This window comes from Aeromicrobium sp., from assembly GCF_036676885.1.
GTDB lineage: Bacteria > Actinomycetota > Actinomycetes > Propionibacteriales > Nocardioidaceae > Aeromicrobium.
Genome location: NZ_JAKFCB010000221.1, coordinates 1 through 17,339, shown reverse-complemented (window position 1 = coordinate 17,339; position 17,339 = coordinate 1). Strand labels below are relative to the sequence as shown.

Below are 17,339 nucleotides of genomic sequence, written 5' to 3'. Positions count from 1 at the left end.
GCCCAACATCAGCGCCTCGATCCCGCAGCTCAAGGCCGCGATCGCCGAGCTGCAGAGCCAGGGTTACGCCCTGCCGGACTACCCCGACGACCCGCAGACCGACGAGGACAAGGACGTCCGCGCCCGCTACGACAAGGTCAAGGGCAGCGCGGTCAACCCCGTGCTGCGCGAGGGCAACTCCGACCGCCGTGCTCCGGCCTCGGTCAAGAGCTTCGCCAGGGCGCACCCGCACTCGATGGGTGCGTGGAGCAGCGACTCCAAGACCAATGTCGCCACGATGGGCACCGACGACTTCCGCTCCAACGAGAAGTCGGTCGTCATCGAGTCCGACGGCACGATCAGCATCCAGCTCGTCGCCGAGGACGGCACCACGACGGTGCTCAAGGACGCGTTCCCCGTGCTCGCGGGCGAGATCGTCGACGGCACGGTCATGCGCGCAGCGGCGCTCGATACGTTCCTCAAGGCCCAGATCGCGCGCGCCAAGGAAGAGGGTGTGCTGTTCTCGGTGCACCTCAAGGCCACCATGATGAAGGTCTCCGACCCGATCATCTTCGGTCACGTCGTCAAGGCGTTCTTCCCCGCAGTGTTCGAGAAGTACGGCGCCGACCTCGAGCAGGCCGGGCTCAGTCCCAGCAACGGGCTCGGCGGAATCCTGGCCGGCCTCGACCCCTCGACCAGCTCAGGGAGCTTCCTGGGGGAGAAGGCGCAGGAGATCAAGGCTGCGTTCGAGCAGGGCATCGCCGAGGGCCCGGCCCTGGCGATGGTCGACTCCGACAAGGGCATCACCAACCTGCACGTGCCGAGCGACGTCATCGTCGACGCGTCGATGCCGGCCATGATCCGTACGTCGGGCCACATGTGGGGACCCGACGGCAACGAGGCCGACACGCTCGCGGTGATCCCGGACAGCTCCTACGCCGGCGTCTACCAGACCGTGATCGACGACTGCCGCGCCAACGGCGCATTCGACCCGACCACGATGGGCTCGGTCCCCAACGTCGGCCTGATGGCGCAGGCCGCCGAGGAGTACGGCAGCCACGACAAGACGTTCGAGGTTCCCGCCGCGGGCACCGTGCAGGTCGTGGACCAGGACGGCAACGTCCTCATCGAGCACGCCGTGCAGCCCGGTGACATCTGGCGGGCGTGCCAGACCAAGGACGTTCCGATCCGCGACTGGGTCAAGCTCGCCGTGACCCGCGCCCGCGCCTCGCAGACCCCCGCGGTGTTCTGGCTCGACCCGAGCCGCGCCCACGACCTCAACCTGATGGCCAAGGTCAAGGCCTACCTGCTCGAGCACGACACCGACGGCCTGCAGATCGAGATCATGTCACCGGACGAGGCGACGGCGTTCTCGATCGAGCGCATCCGCAAGGGTGAGGACACGATCTCGGTCACCGGCAACGTGCTGCGTGACTACAACACCGACCTGTTCCCGATCCTCGAGCTCGGCACGAGCGCCAAGATGCTCTCGATCGTCCCGCTGATCAACGGCGGCGGGCTGTTCGAGACCGGTGCCGGCGGCTCGGCTCCCAAGCACGTGCAGCAGCTCATCAAGGAGAACCACCTTCGGTGGGACAGCCTCGGTGAGTTCCTCGCGCTGGCGTCGAGCTTCGAGCACATGGCGACGACGACCGGCAACGCCCGGGCGCAGATCCTGGCCGACACGCTCGACCGGGCGACCGGCACGTTCCTCAACGAGAACAAGTCGCCGAGCCGCAAGGTCGGCGAGATCGACAACCGGGGCAGCCACTTCTACCTCGCCCTCTACTGGGCGCAGGAGCTCGCCGCGCAGACCGACGACGCGGACCTGGCCGCGGCGTTCTCCGAGGTCGCCGGTGCCCTGGCCGACAACGAGCAGAAGATCAACGACGAGCTCCTCGCGGTGCAGGGATCGCCGGCCGACATCGGCGGCTACTTCCGCCCCGACGACGCCAAGGTCAAGCAGGTCATGCGCCCGTCGAACACGTTCTCCGAGGTCCTCGGCATCCTCTCCTGACCGCTGCAGGTGGGGGTCGGCCGCAGCAAGAGGGCGGTTAACCCCCTCCTGCGCCCGGCTCCCGCCCGCCACACTTGTCGTATGGAGGTCGAAGCGTTGTCCCACGAACCCGACGTACGCGTGCTCGTCGTCGACGACCAGGAGCCCTACCGGCGGGCGATGCAGGCCGTCGTGGATGCCACGAACGGGTTCACGGTCGTCGGCACCGCGGCGTCGGGCGAGGACTCGATCGAGGTCGCCCGCGAGCTGCGGCCGCAGCTCGTGCTGATGGACGTCAACCTCCCCGGGATCGACGGCATCGAGGCGACGCGCCGCATCCTCGCGGACGGCGAGGGACCGGTCGTGGTGCTGTTGTCGACGTACGATCGCGACGACGTCGACCTCGATGGATCAGGCGCGTCGGAGTACGTGCCGAAGGGCGCCTTCGGGCCGGACCGCCTGATCGAGGCGTGGGCCTCAGCTCACCGGGACGGCTGACTGATCCGCCTCTCGCGGCAGCCGGATGACGACACGGCCGCCGTCGTCCTCGAGGACGCCGCGCAGCGCCTCGACGCGGTCCACCATCGACTGCCGCACCGTCGCATCGAGGTCGGTCCCGGCGAGCTCGACCTCGAGCGCGTCGGACTCCGGTGCGACCCGCAGCGTCATGGCCTCGACGCCGCCGGACATGATCGCGTGGGTGCAGCAGAAGTAGGCGGCCGCCTCCACCCGGTCCGGCCAGCGAGCCGCTGACACGGCGGGCTCGATGACCAGGGTCGTCCCGGCGTTCCGCGCGACGTACGACGTCAATGCCGATGCGAGCCCGCTGCGGGTGAGGAGCGTCGGGTGGAGGCCCTTCGTCAGGTCGCGCAGGGACTCGAGCGCGGTCGTCGCGTCCGTGACGAAGTCGCCTGCCTGCTCCGCGGTCGGGCCGCTGTCCGGGAGTGCGGCGAGGCCGGCGCGCAGCTCGCGGAGCCGGGACAGCACCTCCTGGGAGATCGCGAGCTCGAGCCGGTGCCGTTCGGAGTCACTGGCGCGGATGAGCCGCGCTCGCGACGCGGCCAGCTCGTCGGTCTGGTGGTCGAGCTGCTCGACGTGGGCGGCCAGGGCGGCCTCGAGCCGGACGTTGCGGAACGCCACGGCGGCCTGCTCGGCGATGTCCCGCATCAGTCGCTCCTCGTGCCCGCGCAGGTTACGGGTCGCGGGAAGCAGGATCCGGATGGTCCCGACCTGACCGGACTGATCCGCAACCGGCATCTCGACCCAGTCGCCGGGAGTCTCACGTCCGGCGGTCCGGGGCGTCCACGTCGCCGACCGGTGCGTGCCGTCGGGCAGGTCGAGCCGGGCCGTGGACTCGAGCGCCGAGCCGGCCAGGCCCGCCGCCTCGGCGACCGCCGGCAGCAGCTGGTCGGGGGCCGGACTGTCGCCTGCGCGGCGGCTGAACTCGGCGAGCGCGTCGTAGGGCTGAGCCCGGCGACCGTACGCCAGCCGGTCGGCCAGCCGCACGACCCAGCGCCGCAGCGGCTGGAAGGCCAGGGACACGATCGCGGTGATCGCCAGCGACAGGCCGAAGCTCTCCGCGTCGCCGTCGAGGCGGTCCCCGACCGTGACCACTCCGACCACGTACGCGCCCGTGACGAATGCGGTGGCACACGCCAACGCGACCGCCCGGCTGATGATGATGTCGAGGTCGTACAGCCTGAATCGCAGGACCGAGATCGCGATGCTGCCGATCAGTGCGACGTACGAGAGGTAGAGCGGGATGCTCGTGACGGGTGACTGGCTGCCGTCGGAGAACAGCGCCTGGTCGAGGAGCATCGCGGTGAGGGCGAGCGCCACGAACATCGCGGCGGTGACGACCCAGCGCAGCTGCTGCCGCGCCTCGCCCCGGGACCGTCGCAGCCGGACGACCATGCTCGCGGCCCCGATGACCAGGGCGACGGCGGTGAGCAGGATCCCGATCGAGCTCAGCAGCTCGCCGGGCGACAGCCCGCCGGTCGCGTCGGCATTGCCGACGATCTCGGCGGGTGGCGTGATCAGCAGGCCCGCCAGCGACAGCACACATCCGAGGCACGCCGCCCAGGCAACCGGCCGCCAGCGAGGGGACACGAACTCACCGTCGGGAACCGTCAGGAAGATCATGCCGAGGACGCTGAGCGCGAATGGCCCGCCCAGTGCCAGCGCGACACTCGCGGAGACCTCCCCCGCAGCCGTGGAGCCCGGGCCACCCTCGTCGATGACCCAGCGGCTGTAGGACTCGAAGAGCAGGGACACCGACGTGGTCACGCCGACGATGACGAGCAGCCAGCCGATCAGGTGGCGTGGATAGGTCATCACGATGACCGCGCCCAGGATCGAGCAGCCGAGTCCAGCGAGATTGACGAACGGCCAGCCGTGGATCCCCAACGTGTCGGTGGACCAGAGCGATCCGTAGGCCGACACGATCAGCGTGTCCCCGATGACGAACAGCGTCGAGATCAGGGCGAGGGGCCACGGGATGACCCGGCTCACGACGAACCCTCCAGACGTACGCGAGCGGTGACGAGCGTGCCGCCGGATGACGCATCGATCGTGATCCGGCCGCCGACCGCATCGAGCCGGTCGCGCATGTTGCTCAGGCCCGATCCTCCGGGCGTGCCGGCGACGTCGAAACCGGTACCGTCGTCCGCGACCTCGGCGACCAGCTCGCCGCCCTCCTCGCGAAGCGTCACGCGTACGTGGGATGCCGCAGCGTGCTTGAGTGCGTTCTGGACCGCCTCGAGGCAGCAGAAGTAGACCGCGAGCTCGACGTCGGGATCGAATCGCCGCTGCGTACGGTCGAGGACCTCGACCGGGGTGGTTGCCGCCGAGATGGCGCTGCCGAGGGCCGCTCCGATGCCGCGCTCGCTGAGCGCACCGGGATAGATGCCGCGTGACAGGTCGACCAGGGTCTCGATCGCCAGGTCGGTGGCCTCGACCTGGTCCGCCATGACCTTCGCGGCGGCCGCCGGTGAGGTCTCGCTGAGGGCCTGTGCGAGGCGTAGGTTGACCGCCAGCGCCACGAGGTGCTGCTGGGCGCCGTCGTGGATGTCGCGTTCGAGCCGGCGCCGCTCGGCGTCCTGGGCCTCGACGACCCGGCCCCGCGAGGCGCGGAGCTCGTCAGCGCGAAGCGACAGCTCCTCGAGCCGGCGCGCCAGCTCGGCCCGGAGCCGGGCGCCGTGCAGCACGAGTCCGGCCTGAGACGCGAGCCCTTCGAACAGTCGTCGCTCGACGGGGGTCAGCGGCTGGTGAGGCCGCTCCTGGATGCGAAGCGCGCCCAGCGTCTCGCCGGCGAGGCGAACGAGCAGCGTCCGCTGGCCCTCGGGGTTGGGCGCGGCACCGTCGGGTGCGTAGGTGCCGTCCGCTGCGCCCTCGGGCCAGGTCGCGGCAAGGGCGGGACTGTCGCCGACGAGGAGCCACACCTGGGCCCAGGCGGCCCCGGTTCCCTCGGCGAGCACACGAGCCATCGTGGCGGGGACCTGCTCGTCATGAGACTGCGTGACGGAGGCGGAGAACCGGCTCAGGACGTCGTACGGCAGCTCGCGCTCGCCGGCCACGACCCGGCGGGCCAGCCTCTGCAGCGATGCCTGGACCGGGCCGAGGCCGAGGGCCACGATGAGCGTCGCGAGGATCGACAAGCGCGTGTCTGGCGATGAGGTGTGCCCGATCAGCGCGCCGCCGCCGAGCACCGTGACGACGTACACCGTCCCCACGAACGCCAGCAGGCCTGCGACGACGAGCATGCTCGTGAGGCGGTCGGGATGCAGGTGCCGCTGGGCCACGAGCGAGGTCATGGCGCGAGTCTGCTCCCGATGACACCCACTCGGGGAGGGCGCTGACCGCAGGGCGGGGTGGGGTCAGCCGCACGAACGCGTGGCGAGCAGGCGTCAGGAGGTGGCTTCGACATACGCCAGCACCGCCATCACCCGGCGATTGAGCTCACCCTCCTCGACGAGCCGCAGCTTCTGGAACACCGAGCTGATGTGCTTCTCGACCGCCCGCTCGCTCATGTAGAGGGTCTTGGCGATCGTGGCGTTGTTGCGGCCGGTCGCCATGCACTCGAGCACGGCCCGTTCCTTCTCGGTGAGTCCGAGCAGCGGCGACTCCTGCTCGCTGGCCTTGCGGGCCATGAGGCCCTCGACGACCTTGGGGTCGAGCGCCGATCCGCCACGGGCCACTTCGTGCAGGGCGCGGACGAGCTCGTCGAGCTGCGTGATCCGCTCCTTGAGCAGGTAGCCGAGCCCGGCCACCCCGTCCTCGAGGAGCTCGAACGCGTAGTCCTCCTCGACGTACTGCGAGAGGACGACGACCCCGGTCTCGGGGTATTGAGTGCGGATCTGCTTGGCCGCCACGATGCCCTCGGTCGTGTGGGTCGGGGGCATGCGGATGTCGGTCAGCACCGCGTCGGGCCGGTGGATCGCGACGGCCTTGAGCAGCGCGGCGGGGTCCTCGACGATCTCGACCAGCTCGATCTCGTCGACCTGGCCGAGCAGGGCTGAGACTCCCTCGCGTACGAGGTAATTGTCGTCTGCGAACACGACTCGCAGGACCATGTTTCGGACACTACCGCAGCCGGGTGTCTGCGGAGACGGGATTCGGGGATGCACCAGCGCGGCCGGCCCCGAAGGACCGGCCGCGCCAGATGGTGAGCTGATGATCCTCAGACGAGGACCTGGGCATCCTCCTCGAGCAGCCTCTCGTCCTCATCGGTGAGCTCGTTGTCCACGTAGCCACCTTCCAGGTCGATCGACGGCAGGAGGCGATCCAGCCAGTTCGGCAGCCACCAGGCACGGTCGCCCAGCAGGCTCATCGCGGCCGGCACGAGGACCATCCGCACCAGCGTCACGTCGAGCAGGACCGCGACGGCCAGGCCGACGCCGAACATCTTGGCGGTGACGTCACTCATCAGGATGAACGATGCGAAGACGCTGATCATGATGAGCGCGGCGCTCGTGATGACGCGTCCCGTGGAGGCGACCCCTTCCACGAGGGCCTTCTTGGCGTTGCCGTGGCGCATGAACTGCTCCCGCACACGGCTCAGCAGGAAGACCTCGTAGTCCATCGAGAGGCCGAACAGGATCGCGAACATCAGCATCGGCGCGAGCGGCATGATCGGGACCGAGCCCTCGACACCGATCAGGTTCGCCGCCCAGCCCCACTGGAACACCGCGACGATGACGCCGTACGCGGCTCCGACGCTCAGCATGTTCAGCACGGCTGCCTTGAGCGGCACGAGAACCGAACGGAAGACCAGCATCAGCACGAGGAACGACAGTCCGATGACGGCTCCGAGGAACCACGGCATCCGGTCCTGCAGGCGGTTGGAGACGTCTTCTGACATCGCCGTTCCGCCGGTGACCATCGCCTCGACCTTGCTGTCGCCGACCGCGTCGGGCAGCACGCTGTCGCGCAGACGGTGCAGCGTGTCCGAGGTCTCCGCGTCCTGGGGCGCGCTCGTCGGCGTCACGCTGATCATCGCCAGGTCCTTGCCCTCGTTGAACGTGGGCTGTTCGACCGAGGCGACGCCCTTGTCCGCGGCGAGTGCCTCGGCGACCCGGTCGACAGCTGCGTCAGCGTCGGCCGCGTCATTCGTCTCGACGACGATCTGGAACGGGCCGTTGGTGCCCGGTCCGTACGCGTCGGCGACGAGATCGAACGCCTTGCGGGTCGTCGTCGACGAACCGTCGTTGCTGGCATCCGTGAAGCCGAGTCGCATCGAGAACACCGGAGCAGCGAGCACTGCGAGGATGACGGTCGCGACGACTCCGTAGCGAACCGGGTGCTCGACGACCTTGGCGGCCCAGCGCGCCGATCCCGAGCTGGGATCGTTGGCGGGACGCTGCTTGATGAACGGGATCTTGGCGGCGTTGACCTTCTTGCCGACGATCCCGAGGATCGCGGGCAGCAGGGTGATGGCTGCCAGCATGGTGATCGCGACCATCAGGGCAGATGCCCATCCCATGACCGTCATCATCGGTACGCCGGAGACCTGAAGGCCTGCGATGGCGACGATGACCGTGATGCCGGCGAACAGCACCGACAGTCCTGCGGACGAGTTGGCCTGGCCGATCGCGTCGGGCACGGTCATGCCCTCATCGAGGTTCTGGCGATGGCGCGAGAGGATGAACAGCGCGTAGTCGATGCCGACACCGAGGCCGAGCATCATGCCGACGATGTTGGCAATCTCCGGAACAGCCACGAAGCCGGACAGGATGCCGAGCGAGCTGACGCCGATCAGGAGGCCGAACAGCGCCGTCACGATCGGGATGCTGAGCGCCACGAGCGAGCCGAAGGCAACCGCGAGGACCACGATGGCCACCAGGATGCCGATCTTCTCGCTGCTGGGCTCGGCGTCACCGGCGGCGTAGCCGAGGCCGCCGTCGTACTCGACCTGCACGCCGGCGTCGACGGCACTCTCGGCAGCCTTCTCGGCGGCCTCGAACTGCTCGGCGCCGATCTCGTCCTCATCGAACGCGACCGTGGCGAACGCGGTCTTGCCGTCCTCACTGAGCGTAGGTCCGCGGGGGTCGTACGGGCTGCTGACCGCCACGACCTTGTGGCCCTCTGCCAGCTCGGTGACGGTCTGCTCGATCGCGGCCTTGGTGGCCGGATCGTCGAGGCCCTTGTCGGAGTGGAAGATGACGTTGGACGTGTAGACGGTCTCCTGCGGGAACCGGTCGGTGACGGCATCGGCAGCGCGCTGCGACTCCGCTCCGGGAATGGTGAAGCTCTCGTCCGGCGAGCCGCCGGCCGAGGAGTTGAGCATGAACACCGAGACGCCGACCACGATCCACGCTGCCAGGATGCGCCACGGGTGGCGCCCGGAGAAGTGACCGAGTCGGTAGAGAATGCGGGACATGATGGAGCCTTTCCTTGAAACGGTGAGCTCCGAACCGGACGGCTGGTGCTCTGACTCCTCGACGTTATGAAGAGCAGAGGGTGCCGCGGCAGTGCGTTGTCCGTCCGTCCGCAGGGGTCGAGCGCCGGGTTTCCCGGTACCTCCCCGGGGGGTGGCCACCGCCCGGAGAGGGGGCTAACCCCCGGTCCGCCTCAGGCGCTCCGCTGCTCGGCGAGGTGTGGCAGGACCAGCTCGTCCCACAGGTCGACCTGGTTGTGCCGGAAGAACCCGAAATGGCCCATGCGGTCGACGCCGAGCTGCTGCGGGGTGTAGCGCATCCGCACCTCGTCGACCGCGGTGTAGAGCGCGTCGAGGCTACTGATGCTGGTCGCGGACATCAGCTCGTCGTCGGTGAACGACACGGACGCCATCGGGATGTCGACCGCCGCGAAGCGTTCGCGCAGCTCCGGGAGCTCCCCGAGCAGGTAGTCCGGGTGCATGCACCACCGAGCCCACTGGCGCATGACGTTGGGTGGCAGGTCGCCGAGGATGCGCAGCCGCTGGCCCGGGAAGTAGCCGGCAACGGCGATCGCGGAGGGCGCGATGACCTTCCAGAGCAAGGGAGCCTTGCGGCGAGCACGTGGGGTGTTGTGCTTCCAGTAGCCCGTGCCTGCTGCGACGCTGATCGCGCGCTCTGCCTTGGTGTGGTCGGCGAACGGCAGCACCTGACCGCCCAGACTGTGGCCGAGCCATGTGACGGGCAGGCCCTCGGCTCGTACGTGGGCATGGTCCAACGCGTCGCGGGCGTCGAGCGCCCAGCGGACCAGGTCGTTCCTGACCCGGCGCATGGGCCCGTCGAGCGACTCGCCGTATCCGCGGTAGTCGAACGTCATGACGGCGAATCCGCGATCACGCAGCCATGAGGCGAACGTCGAGTAGTACGCCGCGGTGGTCGCCATCGCCGGCACGATCAGGACGACGCCGCGTGCCTCGCCGTTCGGCTCGAACCACCGTCCGTGCAGCTCGTAGCCGTCGTCGGCAGGGAAGGTGATGGTCTCCCACAACTGGTCCGCGGTCGAGATCGTCATGATGGCCGTCCTTGTCCTATAACGCCTGTCATAGGGCCAGACGCTAGACTATGACGACTGTCATAGTCAAGGAGTATGCTTCGGGTATGCCCCTCGATCCCCGCACCAAGATGGTGGCCGGCGCAGCTCAGCTGATCGGCGAGCGCGGCGTCGGCGCGACGAGCGTCCGCGAGCTCGCCAAGTTCACCGGCGCACCGCTCGGCTCGACCTACCACTACTTCCCGGGCGGCAAGGACCAGCTGGTCGAGGAGGCGATGGTCTGGGTCTCCAGGCGGGTCGAGAAGGTGCTGGCGCGGGCCGGCGAGGGCGGCGCGCTCGCCGCGCTCGACGCGTTCATCGGCAACTGGCGCGAGTTCCTGATCGCCAGTGACTACGAGGCGAGCTGCCCGATCCTCGCCGTCGCCACCGAAGACACGACAACCGCCGGGCCCGCGAGCGAGGTGTTCAAGACCTGGCAGGGCCTGCTCGTGCCGGTCCTGACTCGCGACGGGGTGCCGCTGGAGCGTGCCGAGCGGCTCGCCTGGCTCATCGTCAGCAGTCTCGAGGGCGCCGTCGTGATGGCGCGCAGTCAGCGCAGCCCGGTGCCGCTCGAGGCCGTCGCCGAGGAGATCCGCGGCTTGATCCGTGACGCCGTCAAGCCCTGAGCTCCCTCTCGACGTCGGTCCAGCCGCGCGCCCGCGCCTTGAGGCGTACGTCGCCGAGCAGCGCCGTGAGGTCGGCGGCGCGCTTCTCCACCGCTGCGGTCGCCTCGGCCCCGATGTCCTGCAGCAGGGTGAAGGCCACCTCGCCGTGGTCGCGCTGCGCCCAGCCGCCGACGATCCGGCCGTCGACCCACACCGTCGGGCCGGCGTTGCCGTTGACGTCGAAGAGACGCTCGCGATGCGGTCCCAGCACGAAGTCCCGGTGCTTCCAGCCCATCGACGAGGGGTCGAGCGCGGGTAGGAGGGCGACCCACGGCTCCGGCGCCTCGACCGGGTCGACGTCGTCGGCGAGGACCAGTCCGGGGCGGCCGTCGACCTCGACCTCGACGGTGTCGAGCGCTGCCACGGCCGCGCGCGTGCGGGTCTTGGTCCAGCCGGTCCACCACAGGAGGTCGTCGAGGGTCGCCGGACCGTAGGCCCGCAGCCACTGGCGTGCCAGCTCGGTGATCGCGGTGGCGTGATCGGGCGGCTCGCCGAGGTCGCACCACGACGCGGTCGCGGCCCAGCGGAACTGCGTCGACGTCCACCCGCCGCGCGGGCGCGTACGCACGACGCTGCCCTCGGCCGACAGCAACGTCAGCAGCCGGCTCGCGACGGTCGGCGTGGCCACGAACTTGCCGGTCCCGAGCCGCAGGCGCGTGGCGAGCAGCGGGTCGGCCTGTGAGAGCTCCGCGCTGGTGATCTCACCGGCCGCCTCGATCGCGCTCAACGCCGCCTGCTCGGCGCGCTCGACCCAGTCCTCGAGGTCGCCGGTGATCCCTGCCTCGCCGAGCAGCTTGAGCAGCATCCGGCGTTGCTCCTTGGCGACGACGTCCGAGGCGCCGGCGAAGCACACGCCGGCGAAGTCGTGCGGGACCGCGAACACCGTGCGCCGCATCGCGAGCACGCGGACGAGGTCGCGGTCGTCGTAGAGCGCGCGCTCGACATCCGCGGGAGCGGCGTCGCGGGTGCGGGCCAGTGCCGACAGGACGGTCGTGGCCGGGTCGGTGCCGTGCAGCGCGACGACGGCTCGGGCGGCGTCGACCACCGACTCGGCCTGGTGCCCACCGGCCAGCGCGTGCCGCCGGCCCAGTCGTGCTCGCCGCTCGGCCCCGGAGATCTCCCGCATACCGGACAGCGTGGCATCAGCCACCCACAGAACACCCGTGCGGGCCCGGGCGTGAGCCGACGCACACTGTCACGATTCGTGGAACAACCGGGGCCACTGGGAGACTTGTACGAGTGGTGACCGTCCTCGAAACCTCTCCCCGCACCAGCGTGAGCACCAGGCATCTGAGTCTGGCGCTGTTGTCGCTGGCCCTCGGCGGGTTCGCGATCGGGACGACCGAGTTCATGACGATGGGCCTGCTCGAGGAGATCGCCGCCGGCATCAACAGGTCGAACGCGACGACCGGCCACATCATCACGGCGTACGCCTTCGGGGTCGTCGTGGGGGCGCCGATCATCGTCTCGCTCGGCGCGCGGTTGCCCAAGCGTGAGCTCGCGATCGGCCTGATCCTCGCGCTCGGCGTCGGCAATGCGATCACCGCGATGGCCAGCGGCTACCTCCCGGTCATGGTCGCGCGGTTCGTCGCGGGCCTCCCGCACGGCGCCTACTTCGGCGTTGCGTCCCTGCTCGCGGCCTCGCTCGTACGTCCTGAGTACAAGGGCCGGGCCGTCAGCTCGGTCATGCTCGGCCTGTCAGTCGCGACCGTCGTCGGCGTACCGGCCAGCACCGCGCTCGGACAGCACCTTGGTTGGCGAAGCGCCTACTGGGTCGTCCTCGCCATCACGATCGTCACGGCCGCCATGATCTTCGCCTTCGTCCCGCACTCGCCCGCCAACGGTGACGCGTCGCTGCGGGGCGAGCTCTCGGCGCTGAAGCGGCCACAGGTGCTGTTCGCCGTGTCGGCCGGGATGATCGGCTTCGGCGGGCTGTTCGCGATGTACAGCTACATCGCGCCCCTGGTCACGAAGGTCGCCGACCAGCCGTCGGCCTGGATCCCGTGGTTCCTGCTGGCCTTCGGTGTCGGCTCGGTCCTGGGATCGTGGCTCGCGGGCGTCCTCGCGGACTGGGATGTCGAGCGCTCTGTCCTGTATGGCTTCGCGGGGACAGTCGTTGCCCTCGTGGCGTTCTTCTTCGCCGCCCCGCACGTCGTGCCGGCCATGATCCTGGTGTTCGCCGTCGCGGTCATCAGCTCGGTCGTGGCGATCAACCTGCAGGTCCGGCTGATGCACGCGGCCGGCGACGCGCAGATGCTCGGCGCCGCACTCAACCACTCCGCGCTCAACGTCGCGAACGGCCTGGGTGCCTGGCTCGGCTCGGTCGCGATCGCCGCGGGCTACGGCTACCGCGCGTCGAGCCTGGTCGGTGCCGCGCTGGCCGTCGCCGGCTTCGCGATCTTCGCGCTCGGCCTCGCCGCCCAGCGCCGCTCGGCCAGAGCCTGATCCTCAGCTCGTACGGAGCCGGCCCATCAACGCGTCCTGCATCGAACGGGCCGCGAGGTGGAGCTCGGCCGTGACCGCCGCGACTCCCGGCCGGCGAGACGCCTCCGGCCGGGCGACGAGCCAGTAGTCGAGCTCGATCTCGACCAGCTCGGGCAGCAGCCGGACGAGGTCGTCGTGGCGGTCGGCCATGAAGCACGGCAGCAGCCCGAGGCCCGCACCGGCGCGCGTCGCCTCGACGTGCACGAAGACGTTGGTCGACGTGACGGCGTCGGCCATCGCCGGGACGAAGCTGCGTGCGACGTCGAGGTCATCGACCTGCAGCATCGAGTCGATGAAGTAGACGAGCCCGTGGTCGGCGACCTCCTTCACGGTGCGCGGGGCGTCGTGTGCCGCGAGGTAGTCGCGCGAGGCGTAGAGGCCGAGAACGTACGGCGCGAGCCGGGTCGCCTCCGCGCGGTGGACCTGGGGCTCGCCCACGACGATCTCGATGTCGAGGCCCGTACGTTGCTGGGTGGCCCGCCGCGTCGCGGTGACGATCTCCATCGCCAACCCCGGATGCCGCTGTCGCAGCCGTGCGGCGGCGGGGGCGGCGATGTAGGCGCTGAAGCCGTCCGTCGCCGACAGGCGTACGACATCGTCGAGCGCGCCGCTCTCGCCGGGACCCGCTGTCAGCTCGCGCAGGACCGCGTCGAGCCGCTCGGCCGCCTGGAGGGCTTCCTGCCCGAGCGGTGTGAGCTCCCACCCCGCCGGCCCGCGCGCGAGAACGCGTCCACCGAGGCTCTTCTCGAGTGCGGCGATGCGGCGTGACACGGTCGTGTGGTTGAGTCCGAGGGCGTCCGCAGCGGTCGTGAAGCGGCCGCTGCGACCGACCTCGAGGAGGACCAACAGGTCGTCCGCGCTGGGCAGTGCGGTGCGGGCCATATCTGCATTCTTGCAGATCTGCGTTGCGACATTGGCGATTGCGTGTGCATCCGAATGCACCCAGACTCGTCCGGGTCAGCGAAAAGTGTGCTGCGTCACAGTCGGAGGAAATCATGACGATCGAACGTCCCACCCCAGCCGAGCCCACCGAGACGAGCGGCCTGAAGAAGATCGTGGCGGCGTCGATGGCCGGCACGGTCGTCGAGTGGTACGAGTTCTTCCTCTACGGCACGGCTGCGACCCTGGTGTTCAGCAAGGTGTTCTTCCCCGCCCGCGACAACGAGCTCGACGCGATCATCGCGGCCTTCATCACGTACGCCGTGGGCTTCGCGGCGCGGCCCATCGGTGGCCTGGTGTTCGGCCACTTCGGCGACCGGCACGGCCGCAAGAAGCTGCTCCAGCTCAGCCTGCTGCTCGTCGGCGTGGCGACGTTCGCGATGGGCTGCATCCCGACGTACGACAGCATCGGCTACCTCGCCCCGGCACTGCTCGTCGTGCTGCGCTTCATCCAGGGGTTCGCGATCGGCGGTGAGTGGGGCGGTGCCGTGCTGCTCGTGGCCGAGCACAGCCCCGACGACAAGCGCGGCTTCTGGGCCAGCTGGCCGCAGGCGGGTGTGCCGATGGGCAACATGCTCGCGACCCTGGTGCTGCTCGGCCTGACCTCGACCCTGTCGGACGAGGCCTTCCTGAGCTGGGGCTGGCGTGTGGCGTTCTGGCTGTCGGCGGTCATCGTGCTGGTCGGCTACTACATCCGCACCACGGTCACCGAGGCGCCGATCTTCCTCGAGGCGCAGAAGGAGGTCGAGGAGACCAAGGCCGAGTCCTACGGTGTCTTCGAGGTGCTGCGCCGCTATCCGCGCGGCGTGCTGACCGCGATGGGCCTGCGGTTCGCGGAGAACGTCATGTACTACCTCGTCGTGACGTTCTCGATCACGTACCTCTCGGTCGTGGTCAAGACCGACACCGACGACATCCTGCGGCTGATGCTGCTGGCGCACCTCGTGCACTTCCTCGCGATCCCGCAGGTCGGCCGGCTGTCGGACCGCATCGGGCGACGACCGACGTATGCGGTGGGCGCGCTGCTGGCCGGGACCTGGGGGTTCTTCGCCTTCCCGATGATGGACTCGGCGCACGATCCGACGATCCTGCTCGCGATCACGCTCGGCCTGCTGATCCACGCGTTCATGTACGCCGGCCAGCCCGCGATCATGGCGGAGATGTTCCCGACCCGGATGCGCTACTCGGGTGTCTCGCTGGGCTACCAGGTCACCTCGATCGCGGCCGGCTCGCTGGCGCCGATCATCGCGACGGCCCTGCTGCGTGAGTACGACTCGTCGGTCCCGGTGGCGTTCTACCTCCTGGCCGCCTCGGCCGTCACGATCGTCGCCGTGCTCGTCACGCGGGAGACCAAGGGTGCCTCGCTGCTCGACATCGACCGCGCCGACGCCGCGAACTTCCAGCCGGCCGCCCGCGTATGAGCGACCTGACCGGCCGGCGTGCGCTCGTCACGGGCGGCGCCGGCGGGATCGGCGCGGCGATCGCGCGAGAGCTCGCCGGCCGCGGGGCCCTCGTGACGGTGGCCGACATCGACGAACCGGCCGCGAAGGAGCTCGCCGACGAGATCGACGGCGAGGCCTGGGCGGTCGACCTCACCGATGTGGCGGCGCTGGCGGAGCTCACCCTCGAGGTCGACGTGCTGGTCAACAACGCGGGCTTCCAGCACGTGTCGGCGATCGAGGAGTTCGACCCGGTGGTGCTCCACCGCATGCTGATGCTGATGGTCGAGGCGCCGTTCCTCCTGGTGCGGGCCGCGCTGCCGTACATGTACGCCCGAGGCCGTGGCCGGATCGTCAACATCTCGTCGGTGCACGGGCTGCGCGCGTCGCCCAACAAGGCGGCATACGTCACCTGCAAGCACGCGCTCGAGGGGCTGTCGAAGGCGACGGCGCTCGAGGGCGCCGCCCATGGCGTGACGAGCAACTGCGTCAATCCCGGCTACGTCCGCACGCCGCTCGTGGACGCGCAGATCACGGCCCAGGCCCGGTCGAACGACATCGCGGAGGCCGAGGTCCTCGACGAGGTGCTGCTCGCCGGCACGCCGATCAAGCGGCTCGTCGAGCCCGAGGAGGTGGCCTCGCTGGTCGGCCATCTCGCGTCGGACGATGCCGCGATGATCACCGGATCGTCGTCGACGATCGACGGCGGGTGGACCGCGCGCTGAGGATCAGCGACCGACGGACTCGACGCCGGCCTCCGGCCGCAGCCAGACCTGGTCGCCCTCGTGCAGTCCGAGCGCCGACGCCTCGGCGCGGGTCACGATGACCTGGATGGGGTCCGGGTGCAGCTTGTCGTCGGGGGTGACCTCGAGGCGGATCTCGAAGCCCACGCGCGTCCATCGGGTGATCCTGCCGGTGGCGGTGGCGGCCTGCTCGTAGCGCGAGATCTCGATGTCGTGCGGACGGATGAGATTGTCGCCGAGCCGGGTGACCGGGCCGAGGAACGACAGCACGAAGTCGCTCGCCGGCCGGTCATACAGGTCGTCGGGGGAGCCGATCTGCTCGATGCGGCCCTCGTTGATCACGACCAGGCTGTCGGAGACCTCGAGCGCCTCCTCCTGGTCGTGTGTCACGAACACGGTCGTGACATGGACCTCGTCGTGCAGGCGCCGCAACCAGTCGCGCAGCTCCTTGCGCACCTTGGCGTCGAGCGCGCCGAACGGCTCGTCGAGCAGCAGCACGCTGGGCTCGATCGCGAGGGCGCGGGCGAGCGCCATGCGCTGGCGCTGGCCGCCGGAGAGCTGGGACGGCAGCCGGTCGGACCACTGCTCGAGGTGCACGAGCTTGAGCAGCTCATGGACGCGGTCCTTGACCTCGTCCTTGGGGCGCTTGCGGATCTCCAGGCCGAACGCGATGTTCTTGGCGACGGTCATGTGCTTGAACGCCGCATAGTGCTGGAACACGAAGCCGACGTTGCGCTTCTGGGCCGGGACGTTCGTCGTGTCGACGCCCTCGATCTCGACCGTGCCGCTGTCGGACGACTCGAGGCCCGCGATGATGCGCAGCAGCGTCGACTTGCCGCCACCACTGGGCCCGAGCAGGGCCGTGAGCTGTCCGCTGGGAATGCTGAGGCTGATGTCCTCGAGCGCGACGAAGTCGCCGAAGAGCTTGTTGATGCCGCGGATCTCAATCCCCATCGGGGTTCTCCTTCGGTCGGAGCACGGAGACGACGACGAGCGCCGCGACCGCGATCAGTGCGAGCAGGAAGCTCGTGGCGTACGCCGTGCCCTGCTGGAAGTCCTGGTACTTCTCCTCCACGCTCAGCGTGGCGGTCTGGGTCTGCCCGGCGATGTTGCCGGAGATGATCTTGACGGC

The 17,339-nt window shown here is 69.6% G+C and carries 14 protein-coding genes and 1 pseudogene; 6 read left to right on the top strand and 9 right to left on the bottom strand.

All coding sequences use genetic code 11. The features are described from left to right. Together V6M46_RS10120 and V6M46_RS10115 are read left to right on the top strand one after the other, a co-directional pair. Positions 1–1,996, top strand: a 1,996-nt coding sequence (locus V6M46_RS10120; RefSeq protein ID WP_332664427.1) for an NADP-dependent isocitrate dehydrogenase, incomplete at its 5' end; no start/stop codon positions are given. An 81-nt stretch (positions 1,997–2,077) separates the two neighbouring features. Continuing rightward, the gene (locus tag V6M46_RS10115) at positions 2,078–2,473 is read left to right on the top strand and encodes a response regulator (protein ID WP_332664426.1); all 396 of its coding nucleotides are present in this window, start codon (positions 2,078–2,080) and stop codon (positions 2,471–2,473) included. Here V6M46_RS10115 and V6M46_RS10110 read toward each other — a convergent pair. The 5 genes from V6M46_RS10110 to V6M46_RS10090 all read right to left on the bottom strand — a co-directional run bounded on the left by V6M46_RS10110 (position 2,453) and on the right by V6M46_RS10090 (position 9,919). Next, positions 2,453–4,486: a hypothetical protein gene (locus tag V6M46_RS10110; protein ID WP_332664424.1), complete on the bottom strand. Its 2,034-nt coding sequence runs from the start codon at positions 4,484–4,486 to the stop codon at positions 2,453–2,455. The genes V6M46_RS10115 and V6M46_RS10110 overlap by 21 nt on opposite strands. Beyond that, positions 4,483–5,787, bottom strand: coding sequence for a sensor histidine kinase (locus V6M46_RS10105; protein ID WP_332664423.1), 1,305 nt, complete (start codon positions 5,785–5,787; stop codon positions 4,483–4,485). Before V6M46_RS10105 ends, V6M46_RS10110 begins: the two co-directional genes overlap by 4 nt. 93 nt (positions 5,788–5,880) lie before the next feature. Beyond that, positions 5,881–6,546: a response regulator transcription factor gene (locus V6M46_RS10100; RefSeq protein ID WP_332664422.1), complete on the bottom strand. Its 666-nt coding sequence runs from the start codon at positions 6,544–6,546 to the stop codon at positions 5,881–5,883. Between the two features lie 107 nt (positions 6,547–6,653). Continuing rightward, positions 6,654–8,852, bottom strand: a complete 2,199-nt coding sequence (locus tag V6M46_RS10095) for an MMPL family transporter (RefSeq protein ID WP_332664420.1) — start codon at positions 8,850–8,852, stop codon at positions 6,654–6,656. A gap of 191 nt (positions 8,853–9,043) precedes the next feature. Next, positions 9,044–9,919: an alpha/beta hydrolase family protein gene (locus V6M46_RS10090; RefSeq protein WP_332664418.1), complete on the bottom strand. Its 876-nt coding sequence runs from the start codon at positions 9,917–9,919 to the stop codon at positions 9,044–9,046. An 86-nt stretch (positions 9,920–10,005) separates the two neighbouring features. Between V6M46_RS10090 and V6M46_RS10085 the strand changes: the two genes are divergently transcribed. Continuing rightward, positions 10,006–10,563: a TetR/AcrR family transcriptional regulator gene (locus V6M46_RS10085; RefSeq protein ID WP_332664416.1), complete on the top strand. Its 558-nt coding sequence runs from the start codon at positions 10,006–10,008 to the stop codon at positions 10,561–10,563. On the opposite strand, the gene V6M46_RS10080 is transcribed toward V6M46_RS10085, so the two are convergent. After that, a complete protein-coding gene (locus tag V6M46_RS10080; protein ID WP_332664415.1) occupies positions 10,553–11,752 on the bottom strand; it encodes a winged helix DNA-binding domain-containing protein in 1,200 nt (399 codons plus the stop codon). The two genes, V6M46_RS10085 and V6M46_RS10080, sit on opposite strands and share 11 nt — an antisense overlap. A gap of 125 nt (positions 11,753–11,877) precedes the next feature. Here V6M46_RS10080 and V6M46_RS10075 point away from each other — a divergent pair, with 125 nt between their 5' ends. Further along, complete coding sequence (locus V6M46_RS10075; protein ID WP_332664413.1) at positions 11,878–13,047, top strand: MFS transporter; 1,170 nt, start codon at positions 11,878–11,880, stop codon at positions 13,045–13,047. Between the two features lie 3 nt (positions 13,048–13,050). Here V6M46_RS10075 and V6M46_RS10070 read toward each other — a convergent pair whose 3' ends face one another. Further along, the gene (locus tag V6M46_RS10070) at positions 13,051–13,968 is read right to left on the bottom strand and encodes a LysR family transcriptional regulator (RefSeq protein ID WP_332664411.1); all 918 of its coding nucleotides are present in this window, start codon (positions 13,966–13,968) and stop codon (positions 13,051–13,053) included. 113 nt (positions 13,969–14,081) lie between these two features. Between V6M46_RS10070 and V6M46_RS10065 the strand changes: the two genes are divergently transcribed. Then, the gene (locus V6M46_RS10065; protein ID WP_332664409.1) at positions 14,082–15,446 is read left to right on the top strand and encodes an MFS transporter; all 1,365 of its coding nucleotides are present in this window, start codon (positions 14,082–14,084) and stop codon (positions 15,444–15,446) included. Beyond that, complete coding sequence (locus V6M46_RS10060) at positions 15,443–16,189, top strand: 3-hydroxybutyrate dehydrogenase (RefSeq protein WP_332664408.1); 747 nt, start codon at positions 15,443–15,445, stop codon at positions 16,187–16,189. Before V6M46_RS10065 ends, V6M46_RS10060 begins: the two co-directional genes overlap by 4 nt. Before the next feature lie 3 nt (positions 16,190–16,192). On the opposite strand, the gene V6M46_RS10055 is transcribed toward V6M46_RS10060, so the two are convergent. Together V6M46_RS10055 and V6M46_RS10050 are read right to left on the bottom strand one after the other, a co-directional pair. Further along, on the bottom strand, positions 16,193–17,161 hold the full coding sequence (locus tag V6M46_RS10055; RefSeq protein ID WP_332664405.1) for a sulfate/molybdate ABC transporter ATP-binding protein: 969 nt from the start codon (positions 17,159–17,161) through the stop codon (positions 16,193–16,195). Beyond that, positions 17,151–17,339: pseudogene (locus V6M46_RS10050) on the bottom strand (sulfate ABC transporter); the annotation flags it as partial. The gene V6M46_RS10055 and the pseudogene V6M46_RS10050, both read right to left, overlap by 11 nt.